This is a genomic window from Bacillus sp. CGMCC 1.16607 (assembly GCF_042683745.1).
GTDB lineage: Bacteria > Bacillota > Bacilli > Bacillales > Cytobacillaceae > Pseudoneobacillus.
Window position 1 is genome coordinate 193,339 of the sequence record NZ_JBHUJX010000019.1, and the last position, 19,818, is coordinate 213,156.

Genomic DNA, 19,818 nt, shown 5'->3' on the forward strand with positions numbered 1-19,818 from the left:
CTGTTTTATTATTTAATAAACGCTAAGAATAATTTTTCCAAATTGCTTCGCTTCCTCGAGCTCTTGATAAGCATCCTTGTATTCTTCTAAACTATAAACCTTTTGAGATAGTACGGGTCTAAGTTCTCTTTCAGCATAAAACTGTAATGCCTCTTCTAAATCATGTTGTTGTACCATTCCTGTTTCAACGAAATATTTTTCATTTTTTAACTTTTCCCAATCGACTCCACCAGTTGTCGAACCAAAAACAAGTAACCGTCCATTTGGGGTAAGCGATTTAATACTACTTTCAATCGAATCTTTCCCACTACTATCAATTACCACATCAACGCCTCTACCAGCTGTAAACTCTAATACCTTTTCAGAGATGTTTTCCGTTTTATAGTTAAAGCCAACCATCGCACCCATCTCTATGGCGCGCTTAATTTTATCGTCTGAGCCTGATGTAACAATCACTTTTGCACCTTTTTCTAGAGCAAGTTGCAGTATAAATAAAGCAACTCCTCCCCCAATTCCTTGTAATAAAACCGTTTCTCCCTCCATGATCTTCCCTTGTGTTACTACATTTCCCCACGCTGTACTTAACGCAAGTGGAACGCCAGCTGCCTCTTCAAACGATAAATATTCTGGCTTTCTTAAAATTGCTTGTCCTGAAATTCTCACATACTCTGCAAGCGTTCCATCAACTGGCCCACCTAGAAACTTTTCATTCACCATATCATAAGGGTTTAGTATAACTTCATCTCCGATAGACCACCCATTAACACCCTCACCTATTTCAACGATAGTACCGGCGCCATCTCCACCAGCAATTATTCTCTTATCGATAGAATTTAAGGCACGCCACTCATTATTTACATAAAGATCTCGATGATTTAAAGCTGCTGTTTTGATTTTTACAAGTACCTCCCCAACTTCAAGCTTCGGAACTGCTACTTCCTCTAATTGTAAAGACCTTTTAACTTGCGGATTCACGGTAACTGCTAACATTAAACATCTCTCCTATATCTTTTTATTAAACAGTAAGCATTTGATCTTCCTTCAATTGTCCACCTTCATAGTCCTCTAAAGGATGGAACGCTATGGTCGGTAAATTCTCTAAATTCTCCATCCGTTCTTTTAAAAGTTCAATATAGTCCTTACGTTCTTCTTCACTCACACCTGATGGCACAATAAACGGTTGGATAACATCCAAACCACTGAAATATAAAATTTCATGTTGTAAACCAAATAGTCGTTCTGACATATCCCCTTTTATCCCTTTAGGCCCATAGCTTTCCAGATGCCTTCCACCTGTTGTAAAGCTGAGCATTGCCTTTTTCCCTTTAAGATTCCCATGGTTATAAATTCCTGGCCCATAAGCAAAACCTGCAGCAAAAACTCGATCAAACCAACCTTTCACAATTGCTGGTGCAGAAGTCCACCACATTGGGAATTGAAAAATTATAAAGTCTGCCCACTCCACTTTCTCACGTTCGATTCTTAAATCCATTGGAACATCGTCAGGATTTTTAGGCACAGCCACCTCGCTTAACTGTGCGACAGGGTTAAAATTCATTCCATATAAATCGGAAACTTTAACAGAAGCCCCTCTTTCAATTAAAGCCTCAACGGCTGCATCTTTTAAAGCGGCATTATAAGATTTCGATGACGGATGCGCAAAGACAATTAATACATTCATTTTATAACCTACCTTCACCTATTTGATATTGTTCTATTTTTATAGAACTAATTGATAAGTTCATATTATTATAAAGCAAATAAATTTGCAACATTTTCCTCATTTAATATTTTTTTCTATCGTGGTAGAATAAAATTAAGAGGTGAATCAAATGAGTTATCGAGTAGTATTCGAGTTCTCCCCCTTGTATGAATTGGTCAATAGTCTTGAATTATTTCTTTTCAAAAAATCGATCAAAAACGCTGACCTCGGTCCTGAATGGATTAAAGCTGTTCAAGAAAAATTAGATGCACAAAATTTGGACCTTGGAAATCCAAAGGACCTTCCTTGCTTTCAATATTTAAATTTATTAATTTGGCAGTCACCTGAAAAAGAAAATGTGGAGGCTTTTATCAAATGGCTACATTCTCTTGAACCGGGTAGCATCTATGAGAAATTATTTTCATATGTATCTGAATCTTTACCGTCAAACTTATCTGCTATCAGAGATCGATATGTAGACTTAATTAAAAAATGGAATGATATATATTTTTCAAAAATGGATACTGAGATTCTAGTTCTATTAAGGGAATCTGTAAGCAAATGGGACGGAAAAATAATTGCTAGGGATTCCATTGCATTTGTTGAGCAAGTATCTGGTGGTTTAAGAATTGAGGCATATGAAGGTTTAGAGCAGGTGATAATGACTCCAACGTTTCACATAAGCCCACTTGTATCGATTAGTAAGTTTAAAAATATCGCACATATTTTATATCCTGTTGATGCACTCGTTTCAGATCCGCACCAACCTTCTAAGAAACTAGCCAGAATCACTAAAGCGTTAGCCGATGAAAATCGTCTTCGCATCATTAAGCTATTAAAGGAAGGTCCGAAAACATTTACTGAAATATTAAAGCACTTTGATGTATCGAAAAGCACCGTCCATCACCACGTCATGTTATTACGGACCGCAGGCCTTATAAGTGCTTATCATACAAATGAATGTTGCAGTGAAACCTTTGTTTATCGACCAAATGGGATGAAAGAGCTCACGGAACAATTTAATGAATATATTGAAAAATAAGCTGCCGGGCATTGGCAGCTTATTTTCGTTATTAAATGCTTAAGCATAAAGAGGTATAATCTATTGACAAATTTTTAAAATATTTATATAGTTTAATTGTTAACCAACCATAAATATAAGTTTACAATCCAGAGAAGGAGCGACATATGACCAACCAACAACAAAAATTAAAAATGATGATTGTGACTGCCTTATTTGCGGCAATCATAAGTGTATTAGCACAAATTACAGTTCCACTTCCGCTTGTTCCTATAACAGGCCAAACACTTGCAATCGGGTTAGCAGCTACTATCCTTGGATCGCGTTACGGAACGTTGTCAGTACTTTTGTATCTTCTTATTGGATCAGTAGGAGTACCAGTATTTGCTGAGTTTTCCGGCGGTATTTCCAAACTTGTCGGTCCAACAGGAGGTTATTTAGTAGGATTTGTCCCAGCAGCCTTCTTAATGGGCTGGATTATGGAAAAGACATCCTTCAATCTGATGAATGCCATGATCGCTAATACGATTGGAATGTTGATTACCTTAGCTTTCGGAACGGCTTGGTTAAAAATTGCTGCCGATTTAACTTGGTCAGCAGCTTTAGCAGGTGGGTTTACTCCATTTATTATTGTGGGATTAATTAAAGCAGCACTTGCTTCATGGATTGGTATTTTAGTAAGAAATAGGTTGATCTCTGCAAATCTATTATTTTCAGAGAAGACTAATTTACCTAAATCAGCATAAATGAAGTAATTCATTACAAAAAATTCTAAATCAAAGTATTCAAGACGCTTAAAACAAAAGGGTCGCAATTCATGAATTGCGACCCTTTTTAGTACATTATTTTATTTCAAAATTCACTCCACTTTGAGTTGTTTTACCAGCATACGTCGCATTGGAATATAAATTGTAAAAGCCTTTACCAAGCTTTTGTCCATTTACAGTTCCATCCCAATCAAAGGTATTATATCCTGCAGGTACATTAGTATGCTCGGAAATTACCCCTATAAATTGTACTGGTGATCCTGTTGAAGTTGCCGTATAAATGAAAAATACTGCTGTTTCTGCTCCACCTGGGAAATATCCATTAATAGCTACTGGCCCATTACTATCTTGTGATACTGACATGCTTGATACACGAGGATAATCAGGCTCTTTTACAAAAAGTATGGTTGGAACATTTATAGTTTTATTTCCGTTACTAATATTAATCGTACCTTCATAGTGGCCAGGAGCAAGCTGCCCGGCATCTACTTGTACATTTAGGTTCACTTGTTGGGATTGACCAGCATTAACCTTAAGGTTATTACTTGTTGATACTTTAATAGCGTCTGAGCTTTCTCCAAAATTTACTTCAAAGCTATAAGTTTGGCGATCGGAAGAAAGATTTTTAATGGTGAAATGTTGTTTTTCTACTTGCTTCCCTTTATCCTTATAGAACGTCCCAAATGAATGACTTCCTGGTGTAACAAGTGTATCCGTTTTAATGGCATCAACTACCCGAATACTACCTGCACCTTGTGTATTATGAGGATAAACTAGACCTGTCGCTGGGTTAATTAGATCTTCAGCCGTATTCATAAACGCTGCTTTAACATCATCCACATTCCAATCTGGATGAGCTTGTAATAATAATGCTGCAGCACCTGCTACATGTGGAGATGCCATACTTGTTCCTTGCTTCGATCCGTAACCATGAGGATTTGCAGGGTCATGTGTTGGGATTGTACTTCTAATGTTAACTCCAGGAGCAGAAACATCAGGCTTAATCATCCAAGTACCTGTAGCTGGACCACGAGATGAGAAATCAGCCATTGTTTCAGGGTATCGTGAATTAAAATTAACATCGAATGTAACTTTATTGTTTCCTTTGGTTAATTCGCTTTTTAATTTTTCACCGTCTTCTTGAGTTGTTCTTAGTGTAGGAATTGCTGTACCAGGAACAACGACAATTTCACCTGCTACGTTATTATAAATAATCGCTGCAACAGCTCCTGCATCTTTTGCAGCCGAAGCTTTATCAACAAATGCAATTCCAGCCCCACGGCTAATTAACGCTACTTTCCCTTGTATATCTTTTCCAACAAACTCCGCTGGAGAACCAAATCCGACATCTACAAACTCAAGAGTTTGTCCCTTTAAATCTGTTATCGCTTTATCGTTCGGGAATCCCATTACTTTACTAGAAGGATACGAAATTCCTTCTGATGTAGTAATCGATGCATCAAATACATTATAAGGAAGCTGTGTTGCTCCAACAGAAATGGCTTGACGAGAAGTACCTGGAGAACCAACCGTCCAGTTATTTGGACCACTATTTCCATTTGATGTGACGGCTACAACACCTTCAGCCATTGCCCAGTCTAAAGCAATGCTTGTAGCCCAATCAGGCGCGTTTAATGAATTACCTAATGATAGGTTCATAACATCCGCTCCATCTTGAACTGCTTTTTCAACACCTGCAATAACGTTTTCAGTTGATCCGCTTCCGCCAGGTCCAAGTACACGGTAAGCAAGTAATGTTGCATCTGGTGCAACCCCTTTAATTAAACCATTAGCAGCAACTGTTCCAGCAACGTGAGAACCATGATCCGTAGAATTACCTCTTGGGTCACCTTTTGGAGTTTCCTGTGGGTCGTTATCATTATCTACGAAATCCCAGCCTTTATAATCGCTAAATGCATGTGCTAAATCTGGGTGGGTATAATCGGCTCCTGTATCAATAACTGCTACCGTTACTCCTTTTCCAGTAAATCCACTGTCCCAAGCTTGATTAGCCCCAATATGCGGGGCACTATCTAACATATTCGGACTGTATTCTTCTTCAGAAATCGCTTCCCCATCACCGACGCTTGTCACATTATATGTAACATTAGGATATACTGCTTTAACTCCCGGTAACGCCAAAAGTTCAGGTATTTGATTAGCGGGTAATTCTACCGAGAATCCAGAAAATACATAATCATATTCACGATTTACATTTGAATTTTTTACAATTTTACTAAGATTTGATTTTACTTGATTACGAGCATTTGAAAGATTTGATTTTGATTGACTTTTACCTTTGTGTTTTGCTTCTAAGATTGAAGGCTCTTTTAGCTCAACGATGACTGAAGTAGTTTGCGAGGATGCGAAATTATAATCACCAAATAGTTCCGCTAGCTGTACGTTTTCAGTTGTGCTTGTTTTAACATTGGCACCTACTCCTAATGGTGCAAATGTTAATAGTAATCCAGATGAGATAATAACGGACTTAATAAACCTTTTTGACATTTTTCCACTCCAACCCCTTATTTATATTTTATAAGTTCTAAAGTATCCTCTTAAAAAATCACACCTCCGCGTTATTGACATAATATTATTAATATTCTAAAAACAAATTAGTTTTCCCTTGAGCATTAATGACTATTGTTTCGACGTGATTAGCGGATTATTGACAATGACATTACAACAAATGGGATATTTCGGCAAAACTGCGATTATTGTCTATTAGCAATAATCATATTAATCTACAGTTCTTTCTTAAAATGCATTCTTTCGAGGTTAGCCAGCATATGTTTTCTCCATCACAGGATGTAGATTGAAAGAATTAGCCTAATCAACTGTCAATAGAAAAAAGTCCTGAAAATTTTTTCAGGACTTTTTTTACTATTTTATCCGTCTACTTTCCAAGCACCCTCGCATATGATTAATAATTAAGGGCTTTCCAGTCTCATCCTTATTTTTAGAAGGGAGCATTTTTTCCATGTCTAATGAATTGCGTAAGGCGATTGAAAAAGCAAAAAAATACTACAAACAAAAATTAGTAGATGCGGGGGTTTATAAATCTACTGACCCTGAGTTACATGGGCTTACCTTGAGCGATATGATCCAATTATATCAAAAACACAAAGCATCAAAGTGATTTCATAGCCACTTATTCTCCGTCTTCCCAATAACTCTCTCAAATCTATTTGGCGATAGCATGATGCTGACTCTTGCCTGATTTATTAACATAAATAGTCGTTCCAATAATCATCACAATCAATACGAATTGTGGAATAATTGTTTCCAATGTTGGAAAAAATCCAAGCCCATCATAATAAGGTACATTTGCTAATGAATGAACTGGTAAAGTGTTGGCAACCTGTAGGGCATGAATGCTGACTCCAAGCATTTTAAATGATAATACATAAATCAGTAAGGTTGCCGTAATAAAAAATGGTCGCATCGGTATAACAGAACTGTAGCGTATAATGACAAATCCAAGGATGACTAAAATGACAATGGCAATTCCAATTCCTAGAATAAGCTGGTTCATCTCCATTGACGGCGCCATTCCGGCATAGAAAATGATAGTCTCAGCACCCTCACGGAAAATCGATAGAAAGCTTAGTAACGTCATGGATAATAAACTTCCTTTTGCCAGTGCGTTTCCAAGATTCTCTTTAATATATTGATTCCAGTGAGCAATATTGGTCTTTTTATGAAGCCAAGCTCCTACTGTCAACATCATGACCACAGCAATAATCCCAATAACTCCTTCAATGTATTCCCGGCTGGATGCTGCTGTCAATTTAGAAAAGAATACATTCATCACAATTGCAAGAATGGCACTAGCCACTATTCCACCGAACACTCCACCCCATATCCAACCTTGTTTATCCTGATGATTCGTTTTCTTCAAAAATGCTAATAAACCTGTGATAATTAATAATGCTTCCAAACCTTCTCTTAGTAAGATTAGTAAGGCATCGATATAAGAATAGCTTGTTTTTCCAGAAAGCAATTGTAGACGTTCTTGTAAATCATTAACAATTGATTTCGCCTTTAGGATATCCTTCTTTTCAGAATTTAATAGACTAATTGCAGCAGGGATTTCATTTTCCATACTGGCGTAAAGTTTTGTGTCTTTCGTTCGCACTTCGCCTTCTACCGCTGGCCAAATCAGCAATACTTGATTTAAGTGATCAGACGCCTTAGCAGGCTCTTTCCCCTCTAGTGCTAGCTCACTTTTTTCTAATAAAGCAATCACTTCACTTAGAGAGTGATCACTTGTCGTTTTTTTTGTTATTTTTCCATTTATAAAATTATCTAAAGCCACTTTCATTTTCTTTGCACTTTTCAAAGCTTTTTCTTGATCTGGAGGAGTTTGAGTGAGTGAAATTCTTAGTAAAGCGAATCCAGTTTCAATTTCTCCATAAGACACAACGCTTTCGTTTCGAACAATGACTTCATAGGAAGTCCATTTCGCTAACAACTGCTCGTATTTTGCTTTTGCCTCTTCTAATTGTCCATTTTGAATAATTTCACTAAGCTCATCTACATAAGGGATAAGCGCAGTAAGCTTTGCTTTTTCCGATTCAGAGTTGGAAGGGTTTTCAGCATTATGGTAGGATGCTAACGCTTTCGATAACGAAGAAAGAGCCTTTCCAATAGCGTCAGCATCTTTTTCGGATTTTACTAACTCATTTTGCACTTCTGTTAATGAGCGATTAACCTCTACCGCCTTTTCTCCCGCTTTTATTTCCTGCCATAGCTGATTAAATTTATCGATACTAGTATTTACAGAAACCCAATCAGCTTCCTTCGTCTTCATAATTGCATCGCCAATCTCAATGTATAGATCATCATAACTATTTTGGCCTAATACGGAATCGGCAAATGCACTAACGAACAAAAAAATAGTCAGAACAAATAAGCCCGCTTTATAAAAAACTCTCACATTTATTCAGCTCCTATTATAGAAGAAAAAAAGAGAAACTATAAAAACAAAGTTTCCCCAATAAATCCTCCCTTTTTTACACCTGGAAGGCATGCAAACATAGCACTGCCCCGATGGACTATATATTCATTTAATTGATCCATTTTTGATAACCTTTGTTGGATAGGAACGAATTGCTTTTCGGGGCTGCGCTGAAAACTAATAAATAATAATCCAGCATCAAACGTTCCTCTTTTGATATCCATTCCTTCCGCGTATGAAAAGGAACGGCGTAAGATTTTCTCTTTTCCCTCACCGCGAGCAACCTTTAAATGGGCAGTGTTTGGAATATATTCCTGCCCATGATCATTCTTCTTCTTAAAATCAGCCTCATCAAATTCTTTCTGCTGACCAAGAGGGGCACCACTGTCACGATAACGTCCGAATGTGTTTTCTTGTTCCTTAAGAACGGTCCGATCCCAAACCTCAAGGAACATTTGAATACGGCGAACGACAAAATAGGAGCCGTTAACAAGCCAATCTGGACCATCTCCTTCTTGGACCCAGACATGCTCATTCATTTCCTTTTCATTATTCACATCAGGATTAATCGTACCATCCTTAAACCCAAATAGATTACGAGGAGTTTCACTTTTCACATTCGCCTGTTTTGTCCGTTGAAATCCAGCTTGACCCCATTTCAGCACCGCTTTTCCACGTGCAATTCGTGCAAAATTTCGAACCGCATGAAAAGCAACCTGAGGATCATCTGCACACGCTTGAATACAAATGTCTCCTCCTGTCCACTGACTTTCTAAGGCATCAAGCGGAAATTTTGGCAAATCCTTTAACTCTTTCGGCTGTTTATTTTGTAGACCAAAACGATCTTTGCCATCTTTAGTAAACAAAGTCGGTCCCACTCCAAAGGTAATCGTTAGATTCGAAGCAGAAAGTCCTTCAGCCTCTCCTGTATCATCTGGTGGCATCAGTTTGTTATCCGTTAAATCTCCAACCGCTTTACCTTCCGTAATCGCAGCCGCTGCAGCCGTCCATTCTTTAAAAAGCTTAACCAGTTCCTCTTTGTTTCCTGTGATCACATCAAAGGAAGCAAAGTAAACATGGTTTTGGACCTCTGTCGCCACTCCCGCTTGATTCTTACCGTAGAAAGGAACGATGTCTTTTATGGTGTCTTTTTTTATGGATGAAGACATCGTGTCAGCAACCGCTAATGCTCCTCCGACTCCTGCTGCACCTAGCAGAACACCGACTCCACCTATCCCTGCTGCTTTTAGTATTTCTCTTCTAGAAATTTGTTTTTTCAGTAGATTGGAATCTTCTTCTCTCTTAATCTCTGACAAGGTTTATCCCTCCAGCACAATTCCTAACTGGGAAAGCGGTTCTGCTAGCCCGTTAATGGATTGACTTAATTCTTTTACTTGTTCTGGTGTCAATTCTGTGTAAGTAATATAGCCTTCGCCTTTTCTATACAGATCAAGCAATCCGTATAATGAATTAAAGTGATTACCAATTTCATCTGATAGATTGCTATTCTTTTTTTCTAGTGCAGGTTTTAACAATTGATAAATTTTCTCAGCACCTTCAACATTTGCTACAAAATCGTATAAATCAGTATGGGAGTAGCGATCTTCTTCCCCTGTTACTTTAGACGTTGATACTTCATTTAAAAGGTCCACAGCCCCTGTTATAAGTAACTCTGGTGTTACTTCAACTGTTTCTACCTTTGCACGTAACAGTTTCACATCTTTAATCAGCTGCTCTGCATACGTTTCATAGCCTTTTGTTGTATTATCTACCCAAAGACCCATTTCAATTTTATGATATCCACCCCACTCTGCCTCTGGTACATCACCTTCACGAGCATCAATTTTAGGGTCTAAATCTGCAAAAACTTCTGCAATAGGTTCAGCACGTTCATAATGCATTCTTGCAGGTGCATATAGTTCTTTCGCTTTATCAACTTCCCCAGCAATTACCGCATTGGCAAAAGCCTCTGTTTTCTTCGCAAATTCATCAATTTCATTGATTGCGTAGGTACGGTAATCTGTTGAAACTTGGCTTAAATCCACTTGTTCACTTTTTACATTTTCATTTTCTTCTTTTTTCGGTTCAGAAGAATCTTGATCTTTCGCCGTGCACCCAAACAATAGACTGCTAGATAATAATAAAATAAATGGGACTTTATATTTTTTCATAAACATGAACGCTCCTAATTTACGATTGATTTCCATTCTCAATTATAATGAGTTTGAAAATCATTATCAATAGATTATTTGTGAATATATTAAGAAAAGACACCTAGCAAATACTCTAGGTGCCTTTTAAAGTGACTTATTAATTTTTTCCAGTTACATCATAACGCACTAAACGTGGCGGTTCGACCAGCATTCCTTCGGTAGCTATCTTGAATGCTTGGTAATGTTCTGTCTTAAAATGATATTCAAGTGCAGCAGTATCCTTCCACTCCTCCACCATCACAAATGTATTTGGTTCAATTGTATCTTCATAAAGATGATAACTGTTGCAACCAGCCTCCGCTTTAGAACCCTTCATTACTTCCTTAGCATGCTGTAGATACTCTTCTCGTCTAGCAGGATCCACTTTAATATACGCATGTAGTACGAGCATGTTGATTTCCTCCTTTTGCTTGTCCATATTCCATCAAACCTATCATACGTCTTTTTATGACCTTTTCCAAATAATTGTTATGAATAAACCCGAATCGATTTGATAGAGGTCATGATCGATGCAATGACACCTACGATCGTTACGATAATTAACGAATAGAGCATTTTTTCATCTTTTAATATTAAAACCGCCGTTAAAATGATTAGTGCATCTATACATAAAATCACAATACCTACATTGATGGATAGCCATTTCGATATTATGAGAGCAAGCAAATCTACTCCACCTGGACTCGCGTGTATTCGAAGCATCATTCCAACGCCTGTACCAATAAATAGCCCTCCAAGAACAACATTTGCTAATAAAGGTAGATGATTAAACCCGCTAATCGGGAATAGCAAATTAATTCCAATTGCCGAAATCAATGTCCCTACTAACCCTTTAAAAAAATAATTTAAATCGTATTTGATTGCAATGAAATAAATTGGTAAGTTAAGACAGACAAAGGTGATTGCCAGTTGGAAACCGAACGTATAATTAGCCAGTAAACTAATTCCCCATATTCCCCCGTTAACTAAACGAGAAGGTAATACAAAACCATTGACACCTAACCCAATGAGAAAACTCGCGACAATAATTGTTAATAAAGTTCTTAGCAATTGAATACCCCTTTAAAAAGTATTTTACTATTATCTATATGATAGAAAAGAGGCTTAATTCACAGAAAAAGCGCAAGCTCCTTGATCAGCCCCGATAAAGAAGACTGGTCGATTGGCGAGGTAACGAAGCCAGAGACCTAGTCGCACTTATGCAAACCGTTCTTTGGTTTGCCAAGCAAATGCTTCGCAGGCCGGAAAGTCGTTCTTTGACTTTTTGGCTGGCGAACATTTGACCTCGAGGTCGACAAGGGCTCGGGCGTCCTGTCGCATTGTCGACACTAGTACATCCTGAACGTCGGGGCTAGGACGCTTGCGCTGGACAATTTTCTAAGTCCGAAAATGTTATACTTTCTTATTTTTTAAGAAGAAAAAAAGCAATTGGCCAATTAAAACCAACTGCTTTTGATTGTTTACTAAATTATGCTTTCATCCCAGTGTAAATTAAAATCGCGTCTCTTAAAAAGAGAGCCGTTCCTGGCTGATTTTTATCGTAATATGCTGTAAATCTTTCATCATCCACATACATTTGTCCAAGACCTGCATGCGCTTCTTTACTATATTCACTCCAGTAGTAGCATAACCATTGCTTGTGTAAATCAGCTGCTTTTTGTGCTAATTCCCCTGCAGGGTCTCCAGTAGCAAAAGCCTGCGCCAACGTAACTTGCACCTGCTCCGCTAATTTTGTCACTTCATCATGTTCTTCTTGGCCCATGTTCATGACTTTAGCATTTGATTTATCAATCGTATCATCACCATATTTTTCGCGAATTTCTTTCCCATATTTTTTCTCATTATCCTCAATCATTTTTTTCTTAAATCCTTCAAACTTTTCTTTATTTGACATATGAATTCTCCCTTCCGTTAAGGCGATCGTTTTATCTACATTTCTTATTAACAAATCTAATTGCTCTCTTTTTTCAAGGAGTTTCTCACGATGTTCTTTCAGCGCTGAAGCTCCATCAAAGGAAGGGGCAGTGACGATATCCTTTATACTATCTAAGCTAACTCCTAATTCTCGATAGAAAAGGATTTGCTGTAGGCGATCCACTTCCGCTTGCCCATAGATTCGATAACCAGACGAATTAATTCTTGCCGGCTTAAGAATTCCAATCTCGTCATAGTATCGTAATGTCCTTGTGCTTACTCCCGCTATACTTCCAAGCTTTTGCACTGTATATTCCATGTGATCATCTCCTCATAAAGCAACGATACACCTTTACGCAACGTCAATGTCAACAAATATTTAAAAATTATATTTTAAATCCAGCAGTAAGTTCTTTTAATTTTTTTGCCATATCCGATAACTGCTCTGTCGTACTTTCGATTCCTGTCATTGTTTTAAGCTGTTTATCAATGCTCTCGCTAATATTTTCTGTGCCTGCCGCCATTTCATTTGAAGTTAATGCAAGATTCGAAATAGCGAATTCGATATTTTTTGTAGACAATGCCTGCTTTTTGTTAGCCGTATCGATTTGTTCAATTTCACGTACAATGTGTAATATATGTTCATTTATATTCTGGATATTAGCAGTTACCTCTGAAGATTTATGTACCCCATTAGAAACTTTTTCTTCTACTAATTGAACTGATTTTACAGCAGAAATAGATTTTAACTGATTTTCCTTCACAAGTTCTGATATTTCAAGTGCCGCTCGGTTACTTTCATCCGCAAGCTTTCTAATTTCATCCGCTACCACACTGAAACCTTTTCCAGACTCACCTGCACGAGCAGCTTCAATGGCCGCATTTAATGCCAACAGATTGGTTTGTGCTGATATTCCCGTTATTATCTTGATGATATCTACAATTTTGTTGGATGACTGATTGAGTTCATTCATGAGATTTGAAACGTCTTTTGAAGAATAAGCAATCTCTGTTATGAATGAAACCACTTCAGAAATTTTGTCAGCACCCTCCATTGCTGCTTCCTGAACCTTTTTAGTATTTTCCGTTGTTTGCCTTGTTGCCATTGAGGTTTCATCTGAAAAGAGTGCTGCTTCCCCTAGGATTGATGTTGTTTCCTCTGTTACAGTTGCTCCCTGTGAAGTACCGAAGGCTATTTCCGCCACCATTTTCGATATTCCTTCAAGTGATTTAGTTGTAATAATTGTTGCTTCATTCAATTGTACACTTGAAGTTGAAATGGTTTCCGACGAACTAGCTACTTCCTTTATGATGGATTGGAGCTTGTCTACAAATAAGTCAAAACATTGACTCAGCTCCCCAATCTCATCCTTACTATCATAACCAATCCGTTTTGTCAGATCGCCATTACTTTCAGATATTTCCTTTAATTTAGTAGAGACCTTTTTCGTTGGTATAACGATGGATCTTGAAATAATAATAGACAAAATAAAAGTACTTATCGCCCCTATTATTAAAAGAGAGATGATCACGATCATTGTTATGCGATATGCAGCTTTACTGTCTTGATATGTATTCTTTGCGTCATTAATATGTTTATCAATAATTTTATCTAAAGCAGAGATAGCCCCTTTTCTCGTTTTATCTAAATTAACCAAACCCTCAGGAGGACCACTGGGAACCATGCTGCCGCCAACCTCTTGATCATTTGCAGGCATTCCTTGAATTTTGCCTGTCCCATTTTTCTCAATAAAAGTATCAAAGGCAGTGAAAAATTCCTTAAGACTCACTTGAAAATTTTCATAATCCTGATTGCCCTTATATTCTAATATCTGATTATTTACTGAAGATATATGGGTATTGATATCCTCTTGTATCGTTTTTTTCAGCTCATCATCATTACCAGCATCCATTATGGAATTCGCCTGGGACCGAATATACTCAATTTCGGATTTTATTGACTCAAGTTTGACAATTGGAACAAGCATTCTATCATTTAAATTTTGGATACTCGCATTAATATTTGATAGTTGATTTATCGAGGTCACACCAATGATAACCAGAAAGAGGAAAAAGCAAATGGTCAATATACTTATTTTTTGACCAAATTTTAGATTTCGAAATATACTCATTTGTAAACATCCTTCCAATTAAATTTATATAGCATTACATTATTTCAAGGATATGTAAAAATCTCACTCTACAGCCAATAATTATAAGTGTAAATTGTTTCTAAAAAGAGACAAAAAAATGAATAAAGTATGAATAAAGTCCTAAAAAAAAATGCCAGATTATTCAAAAAGACTTTAGTCCTTATGAATAACCTGACATTCTATATTAAATAAAAAACATCTCATCATTAAATAGATATAAAAAATTCTTCGTTTTCTCAGCTCTAATAAATCGATTTCTTCCTTGCTTTTTTGCTACGTATAAAGCATCATCAACTGCTTTTTTTAATGAATCTACTGTTTTTCCGTGATTTGGGAAAACAGCAACACCAGAACTGACTGATACGATGATTGAGTGTTCTAATATGATAAGTGGATTTTGTTTGTAATACTCCATCAAATTATCATAAAGATTCTCCATCTCGTTTTCTAATGGAGATTTCATGATAATCATAAACTCATCTCCCGCGTAGCGGTAACCCTCAATGTTCTCCCCACAAACACTCTTGATTCCATCTGCCAATATCTTTAAATATCTATCGCCGATATCATGACCGAAATTATCATTTACCTTTTTTAAATGATCTGAATCTATCATGATAAGGGTGATTTCTTGATTATTATCATTAATCATTTTTGATAAATCATCATGGAAAGCTCGGTGATTTTTTAACCCCGTTAATTCATCTGTTTGAGACATGACAAAGATCCTTCTGTATAGTCTGGCCGTTTCGATTGAATTGATCACCTGAGTCCCAATGATTTGCAGTAATTCTTCATGCTCTTTTCGATAGGCAAAATCCGAATAGCTTTGAGCAGAAATCACTCCTCTGACATGATCATCAATAATGACAGGTACAAACAGACATGATCTAGTGATACCATCTGATCCATATAGAGCATTATATTCTTCTGATTGAGCTAACTGTTTCTGATGGACAATTTCCCTTGATAAAATCGCCTGGGTGGTATAATTATCACCTAATTCACGTATAATTGGTGGATAGTATTCCCCTTTATCCATAACAAACGTGAAATCTATCAATGACTCAGCTTCATTATAAAAAGCAATAAAAAAAGATTCCGTGTTCATAACTTGAGAGACCATTTCATACGCTTTTTCAAGAAGTATATCCTCGTCCAATGTTTTACTACAAATTTGAGCAAAATCATGTAAAATTTTATAATGCTTATTCAACCAGCTCATATTTTCCATCTGATCATTTATTAATTCTAATTGAAGTAAGACGGAATCTACTATTTCTTTTTCTTCCCTATCTCCAATATGTTTTTCAAATTCTTCAAGAGTTTCTTTTGAAAGAATATTTTTTTGAACTCCAATATTTTTAAGCAAATGATTAATTAACGATAAAATCTCCTTATTTCCCATATTTAACACTTCCATAAAGGTATTTACACAAACTACAGACTTACTATATTAAAAAACAAATACAAATGACAAGAAAAAAATAAAAAAAAATAGATAAGTCGTTAACCGATTCATCTATTACCAAAAAGCAGGAATTTTCGGTAACTGGCTGGCATTATCATTCGACTTAGCCCCTTTAGTTTTGCGTCCTCATTTTTCAATGAGTTTGCCTTTTCTAAACGTACGCTATTTAATTATTCAGCATAATCCATAAATATCCACTACCTTAAATATATAGTGCTTACTAACCATAGTCAATGGCTAATGGTTAGGCAATCTTCGACAAAATATGGAAATAATTAGGCGCAATAATATAGACAAACTACATGAATTTAGTATGAAAGTTTGTCCACTCTTGAACATATAGTTTAACAAAGGGGGAATGGATTTGAATACATCTCTGTCAACTTATAAATTAATTCGATATACAGTAGCTTATGTTTTTATCATTTCGGGCTTGATGAAGCTAATTAGCGTTGAATTAGGAAACTACTTTATCAATTTAGGCCTGCCTTTTCCACTTTATCTGAAGTATGGGGTAGCTACGGTAGAAATGATTTGCGGTTTATTCCTAATAGTGAACAAACACGTTAAACAGACGACGATTCCGTTAATAGCAATTATGATAGCAGCGATTATATTAACAAAAGTTCCAATACTACATACTGGCTTTATGGCATTTGCTTTTAATGCTAGATTAGACATTATTATGTTAGTTCTACTATTCATTCTTTACACACGTAATCATCATTAATAATGAACTAAAAGGTAGGCACTACTTAATTGAAGTTGCCTACCTTTTTCACTAATTTATCTATTTACGATAAGGCTTTGATTTGCTTTCGATGTTCTTACTTCTATAGTAAGTGCTCCTTTATTAATAACTGCTTTTAATAAGAAAGGCGCCCCTGTCGTATTCTGAAATCGAAAATCAAGTCCTCCATAGGATACAGTGGCATCTCTTCCTTTTGGCACATACCCGACATTCACTGAGTGGTGATGTTTTTCTACATAAGCTACACCGAGTTTATCTACAGCATTAAATAATGTAGAGGATGTTTGGCAAATTCCACCACCAATCCCTTCGACCAATTTCCCATTCACCGCTTCCATTGCTTTTTGATACCCATGTGCCTCATCACTAGGACCAACTGTCGTATTGAAGGAAAAAATGTCGCCAACTCCAACAATGACATTATTGATCGCATGTGCTGATAACTCGATATTTTTCGTTCTTCCCGCTACACTACTATTAAAATACGTCGTAAACGAGGCGATTGCCACTTCTCCCAAATTAGAAACCTCTTCGGGCTTATATCCACTTTCAGTAACATAAAGAGGTAATTCAACCGTTCCACCTTTTAAAGACGCATTTATCACCTTTTCCACTAACTCCGATTCCTCAAGTATGATACGTGGACTTCCTTTTATCACCTGACCATTTTCATCTAATTTGTCTGGAATCATTCTTTGGTCATAGCCGTTGATTGTTTCTGTTCCTCTTGCAATCGTTTTGACCCAACCTTCAATTTCCTTTTTATAATTTTCGTTATCCGTTCCAAATCCTAACTCTAACGGATTAATAGTTTTGATAACTTGTTTCGTGTTAGGATCTACCACTTCAACTAAAATGACCTCTTCTTCGTTTTTTTCCTCCAATGGCTTTTCCTTATCTTTATCCAACGCTTCTTTCTTCTCTAATTCAATTTGTTTCTGTAATTCAACTATTTTTTTCTCTAATTCCTTTTCCCTCGTTGTTTTTTCTGAACATCCAGCTAATCCTATCAAACTAGCAGTCAAAATCATCGATGTTACCCATGTAATCTTCCCCATTGATCTCCCAACTTTTCCTTTTTTTGTCCTAAGTCATAGGCTGTCAGTCACATTCCCCATTGTATTCACACCTCTATGTCCATATTCCTTAAGACAAACTCATTTGGAAAAAAATTCAGAAGCGCCTTGATCAGCCCCGACAAGCAAATGCCGACCCAAAGAGGAGGTTTGCTCTTTAACTTCATCTTTGGGGCGCCATTTGATCTCGAGGTCGACAATAGCACGACGTCCTGTCGCATTGTCGACACTTGTACATCCTATACTTCGGGGCTAGGCGCTGGAGCTAGATTACGAAAAACTCCTTCAGAGTTAACCACAACTTATAAACTATATTTCTAAGCTCACCACAAATTAAACATTTGCCATATGGAAATCTGATTTTATAATAATGTTAGAATTAAACTCCGAGATTCCTAGTTTTTAAATAAGGCACTTTTCATAAATTTTGTTTTTCTTGAACAAGTAGAATGGTTGATTTCCACTGCAGGTTGCTCGCTTTCCGCGGGGCGGGCGGTGAGCCTCCTCGGAGTGTACGCTCCTGCGGGGTCTCACCTGTCCCGCTGCTCCCGCAGGAGTCTCGCACCTTCCGTTCCAATCAATCTCTATATCAACAGTTTGCGTTTCCAAAGTTTTAAAACAACAATCTTTGCGAAAAGAGACTTAAATAAAATTAGGTTAGGAAGGAATAGATATGATTTTACAAGAAAAGGTGCAGACTCTCCCTTCATCCCCTGGTGTTTATTTAATGAAAGATTCCGTCGGCGGAGTTATTTATGTAGGTAAGGCAAAAAATCTTAAAAGACGAGTTCAATCATATTTTCGAGACTCAAAGGGGCATTCTCCAAAAATAAAAAAGCTAGTAAAACATTTGAAGGATTTTGATTACATTCTGACCGATACAGAATTTGAAGCTTTTTTGCTGGAATGTCACTTAATAAAAGAAATCAAACCAATCTACAATCGAAAAATGAAAAATCCTGGGTCATTTGTCTATATTAAGATTCACCAGACAAAAAGGAGCCCCAAGATTGAAATAACCAATTGGTTCATGGAGGATGACGATCATTTTTATTTCGGTCCCTATACAAGTAGAAGTACTGTGGAAAAAGCAATCCAAGGTATTAAAGAATGTTTTCAATTACTTTGCTCGAATCCCGCAAACAGCGGGTCTGCCTGTTTAAACTATTCCTTAGGATTGTGCAATGGAATTTGCCTTGGTGGTTCTGCGGTAGAAGAATATAACCGCATCATTGAAAAAGTCATTTCCTTACTTAATGGTACCGACATGGGCCTTATTAATGAAATGCAGCAAAAGATGCATAATGCTTCGCTTCATTTTGATTTTGAATCAGCAGCCAAGTATAGAGATCATATAGATGCAGTAGCCTTCTTACTAAAAAAAGAAAAAGTGATTGAATTCACAGAGCAGAACAAAAATATAGCCATCATCGAATCATTGACTCCATCAACTATCAAGCTTTTTCTTATTAAGAGGACAGAAATTCTTTTTACTGAAAAGTATGTTCTTAATGACTTTCAATTAGGGGATTTAAGATCAATAATAAAGGAAAAAATATTGATGTATTTTAAAATGAAGGATAGAACATTTGTTGAAGTGGACAGAAATGAAATCGATGAAGCTCAGATTATATATAGTTATCTAACTAGCAAGCATTGCAACTATTTTGTTATCCAAGATAACTGTTTAGAAAATGAGAACAATGCCAAACTAGGTGAAGAAATAACCCAGTTACTTGAAATTCAATACACAAAAAAACACTCAGGTTGAGTGTTCTTTTGTGTTACAT

The 19,818-nt window shown here is 36.7% G+C and carries 17 protein-coding genes, 1 pseudogene and 1 riboswitch; of the genes and pseudogenes, 5 read left to right on the top strand and 13 right to left on the bottom strand.

All coding sequences use genetic code 11. The features are described 5' to 3' along the window. Window positions 1-12 precede the first annotated feature (12 nt). Window positions 13-990, bottom strand: coding sequence for a quinone oxidoreductase family protein (locus ACFSO7_RS13330; protein ID WP_377877818.1), 978 nt, complete (start codon window positions 988-990; stop codon window positions 13-15). A gap of 25 nt (window positions 991-1,015) precedes the next feature. Next, on the bottom strand, window positions 1,016-1,681 hold the full coding sequence (locus tag ACFSO7_RS13335; RefSeq protein WP_377877819.1) for an NAD(P)H-dependent oxidoreductase: 666 nt from the start codon (window positions 1,679-1,681) through the stop codon (window positions 1,016-1,018). Between the two features lie 151 nt (window positions 1,682-1,832). Between ACFSO7_RS13335 and ACFSO7_RS13340 the strand changes: the two genes are divergently transcribed. Then, window positions 1,833-2,744, top strand: a complete 912-nt coding sequence (locus ACFSO7_RS13340) for an ArsR/SmtB family transcription factor (RefSeq protein ID WP_377877820.1) — start codon at window positions 1,833-1,835, stop codon at window positions 2,742-2,744. Between the two features lie 146 nt (window positions 2,745-2,890). After that, window positions 2,891-3,469 carry a biotin transporter BioY gene (locus ACFSO7_RS13345; RefSeq protein ID WP_377877821.1) on the top strand — a complete coding sequence of 193 codons (579 nt, stop codon included), beginning with the start codon at window positions 2,891-2,893 and terminating at the stop codon, window positions 3,467-3,469. Window positions 3,470-3,565: 96 nt separating this feature from the next. On the opposite strand, the gene ACFSO7_RS13350 is transcribed toward ACFSO7_RS13345, so the two are convergent. Then, on the bottom strand, window positions 3,566-5,998 hold the full coding sequence (locus ACFSO7_RS13350; protein ID WP_377877822.1) for a S8 family serine peptidase: 2,433 nt from the start codon (window positions 5,996-5,998) through the stop codon (window positions 3,566-3,568). 472 nt (window positions 5,999-6,470) lie between these two features. On the opposite strand from ACFSO7_RS13350, the gene ACFSO7_RS13355 reads away from it, so the two are divergent. Beyond that, window positions 6,471-6,629, top strand: a complete 159-nt coding sequence (locus ACFSO7_RS13355) for a Fur-regulated basic protein FbpA (protein ID WP_377877823.1) — start codon at window positions 6,471-6,473, stop codon at window positions 6,627-6,629. A 45-nt stretch (window positions 6,630-6,674) separates the two neighbouring features. Here ACFSO7_RS13355 and ACFSO7_RS13360 read toward each other — a convergent pair whose 3' ends face one another. From ACFSO7_RS13360 to ACFSO7_RS13400, 9 genes and pseudogenes are all read right to left on the bottom strand, one after another. Beyond that, window positions 6,675-8,429 (bottom strand): FTR1 family protein, encoded by a 1,755-nt coding sequence (locus ACFSO7_RS13360; RefSeq protein ID WP_377877824.1) that lies wholly within the window; start codon window positions 8,427-8,429, stop codon window positions 6,675-6,677. A 38-nt stretch (window positions 8,430-8,467) separates the two neighbouring features. Beyond that, a complete protein-coding gene (efeB, locus tag ACFSO7_RS13365; protein ID WP_377877825.1) occupies window positions 8,468-9,766 on the bottom strand; it encodes an iron uptake transporter deferrochelatase/peroxidase subunit in 1,299 nt (432 codons plus the stop codon). Window positions 9,767-9,769: 3 nt separating this feature from the next. Next, on the bottom strand, window positions 9,770-10,621 hold the full coding sequence (gene efeO, locus ACFSO7_RS13370) for an iron uptake system protein EfeO (protein WP_377877826.1): 852 nt from the start codon (window positions 10,619-10,621) through the stop codon (window positions 9,770-9,772). A 139-nt stretch (window positions 10,622-10,760) separates the two neighbouring features. After that, a complete protein-coding gene (locus ACFSO7_RS13375; protein WP_377877827.1) occupies window positions 10,761-11,054 on the bottom strand; it encodes a putative quinol monooxygenase in 294 nt (97 codons plus the stop codon). Between the two features lie 77 nt (window positions 11,055-11,131). Next, the gene (locus tag ACFSO7_RS13380) at window positions 11,132-11,713 is read right to left on the bottom strand and encodes a YitT family protein (protein WP_377877828.1); all 582 of its coding nucleotides are present in this window, start codon (window positions 11,711-11,713) and stop codon (window positions 11,132-11,134) included. 418 nt (window positions 11,714-12,131) lie between these two features. Next, complete coding sequence (locus tag ACFSO7_RS13385; protein ID WP_377877829.1) at window positions 12,132-12,896, bottom strand: MerR family transcriptional regulator; 765 nt, start codon at window positions 12,894-12,896, stop codon at window positions 12,132-12,134. Window positions 12,897-12,963: 67 nt separating this feature from the next. Continuing rightward, window positions 12,964-13,551 carry a methyl-accepting chemotaxis protein gene (locus tag ACFSO7_RS13390; protein WP_377878011.1) on the bottom strand — a complete coding sequence of 196 codons (588 nt, stop codon included), beginning with the start codon at window positions 13,549-13,551 and terminating at the stop codon, window positions 12,964-12,966. 354 nt (window positions 13,552-13,905) lie between these two features. Beyond that, window positions 13,906-14,709, bottom strand: a pseudogene (locus ACFSO7_RS13395) (MCP four helix bundle domain-containing protein); the annotation flags it as partial. A gap of 205 nt (window positions 14,710-14,914) precedes the next feature. After that, window positions 14,915-16,138 (bottom strand): sensor domain-containing diguanylate cyclase, encoded by a 1,224-nt coding sequence (locus tag ACFSO7_RS13400; protein ID WP_377877830.1) that lies wholly within the window; start codon window positions 16,136-16,138, stop codon window positions 14,915-14,917. 136 nt (window positions 16,139-16,274) lie between these two features. Further along, window positions 16,275-16,358, bottom strand: a riboswitch (cyclic di-GMP riboswitch). 207 nt (window positions 16,359-16,565) lie between these two features. Here ACFSO7_RS13400 and ACFSO7_RS13405 point away from each other — a divergent pair. Then, on the top strand, window positions 16,566-16,931 hold the full coding sequence (locus tag ACFSO7_RS13405) for a DoxX family protein (RefSeq protein WP_377877831.1): 366 nt from the start codon (window positions 16,566-16,568) through the stop codon (window positions 16,929-16,931). A 56-nt stretch (window positions 16,932-16,987) separates the two neighbouring features. On the opposite strand, the gene ACFSO7_RS13410 is transcribed toward ACFSO7_RS13405, so the two are convergent. Further along, window positions 16,988-18,010: a VanW family protein gene (locus tag ACFSO7_RS13410; protein ID WP_377877832.1), complete on the bottom strand. Its 1,023-nt coding sequence runs from the start codon at window positions 18,008-18,010 to the stop codon at window positions 16,988-16,990. Between the two features lie 691 nt (window positions 18,011-18,701). Here ACFSO7_RS13410 and ACFSO7_RS13415 point away from each other — a divergent pair. After that, window positions 18,702-19,799, top strand: coding sequence for a GIY-YIG nuclease family protein (locus ACFSO7_RS13415; RefSeq protein WP_377877833.1), 1,098 nt, complete (start codon window positions 18,702-18,704; stop codon window positions 19,797-19,799). Window positions 19,800-19,818 lie beyond the last annotated feature (19 nt).

What these genes read in the sequence shown, in the direction of transcription:
- ACFSO7_RS13330 (WP_377877818.1), bottom strand. Translation starts at nt 990, where the DNA reads ATGTTAGCAGTTACCGTGAATCCGCAAGTTAAAAGGTCTTTACAATTA.
- ACFSO7_RS13415 (WP_377877833.1), top strand. Translation starts at nt 18,702, where the DNA reads ATGATTTTACAAGAAAAGGTGCAGACTCTCCCTTCATCCCCTGGTGTT.
- ACFSO7_RS13410 (WP_377877832.1), bottom strand. Translation starts at nt 18,010, where the DNA reads ATGGGGAAGATTACATGGGTAACATCGATGATTTTGACTGCTAGTTTG.
- efeO (WP_377877826.1), bottom strand. Translation starts at nt 10,621, where the DNA reads ATGAAAAAATATAAAGTCCCATTTATTTTATTATTATCTAGCAGTCTA.
- ACFSO7_RS13355 (WP_377877823.1), top strand. Translation starts at nt 6,471, where the DNA reads ATGTCTAATGAATTGCGTAAGGCGATTGAAAAAGCAAAAAAATACTAC.
- ACFSO7_RS13390 (WP_377878011.1), bottom strand. Translation starts at nt 13,551, where the DNA reads ATGAATGAACTCAATCAGTCATCCAACAAAATTGTAGATATCATCAAG.
- ACFSO7_RS13350 (WP_377877822.1), bottom strand. Translation starts at nt 5,998, where the DNA reads ATGTCAAAAAGGTTTATTAAGTCCGTTATTATCTCATCTGGATTACTA.
- ACFSO7_RS13345 (WP_377877821.1), top strand. Translation starts at nt 2,891, where the DNA reads ATGACCAACCAACAACAAAAATTAAAAATGATGATTGTGACTGCCTTA.
- ACFSO7_RS13335 (WP_377877819.1), bottom strand. Translation starts at nt 1,681, where the DNA reads ATGAATGTATTAATTGTCTTTGCGCATCCGTCATCGAAATCTTATAAT.
- ACFSO7_RS13375 (WP_377877827.1), bottom strand. Translation starts at nt 11,054, where the DNA reads ATGCTCGTACTACATGCGTATATTAAAGTGGATCCTGCTAGACGAGAA.
- ACFSO7_RS13400 (WP_377877830.1), bottom strand. Translation starts at nt 16,138, where the DNA reads ATGGGAAATAAGGAGATTTTATCGTTAATTAATCATTTGCTTAAAAAT.
- ACFSO7_RS13385 (WP_377877829.1), bottom strand. Translation starts at nt 12,896, where the DNA reads ATGGAATATACAGTGCAAAAGCTTGGAAGTATAGCGGGAGTAAGCACA.
- ACFSO7_RS13340 (WP_377877820.1), top strand. Translation starts at nt 1,833, where the DNA reads ATGAGTTATCGAGTAGTATTCGAGTTCTCCCCCTTGTATGAATTGGTC.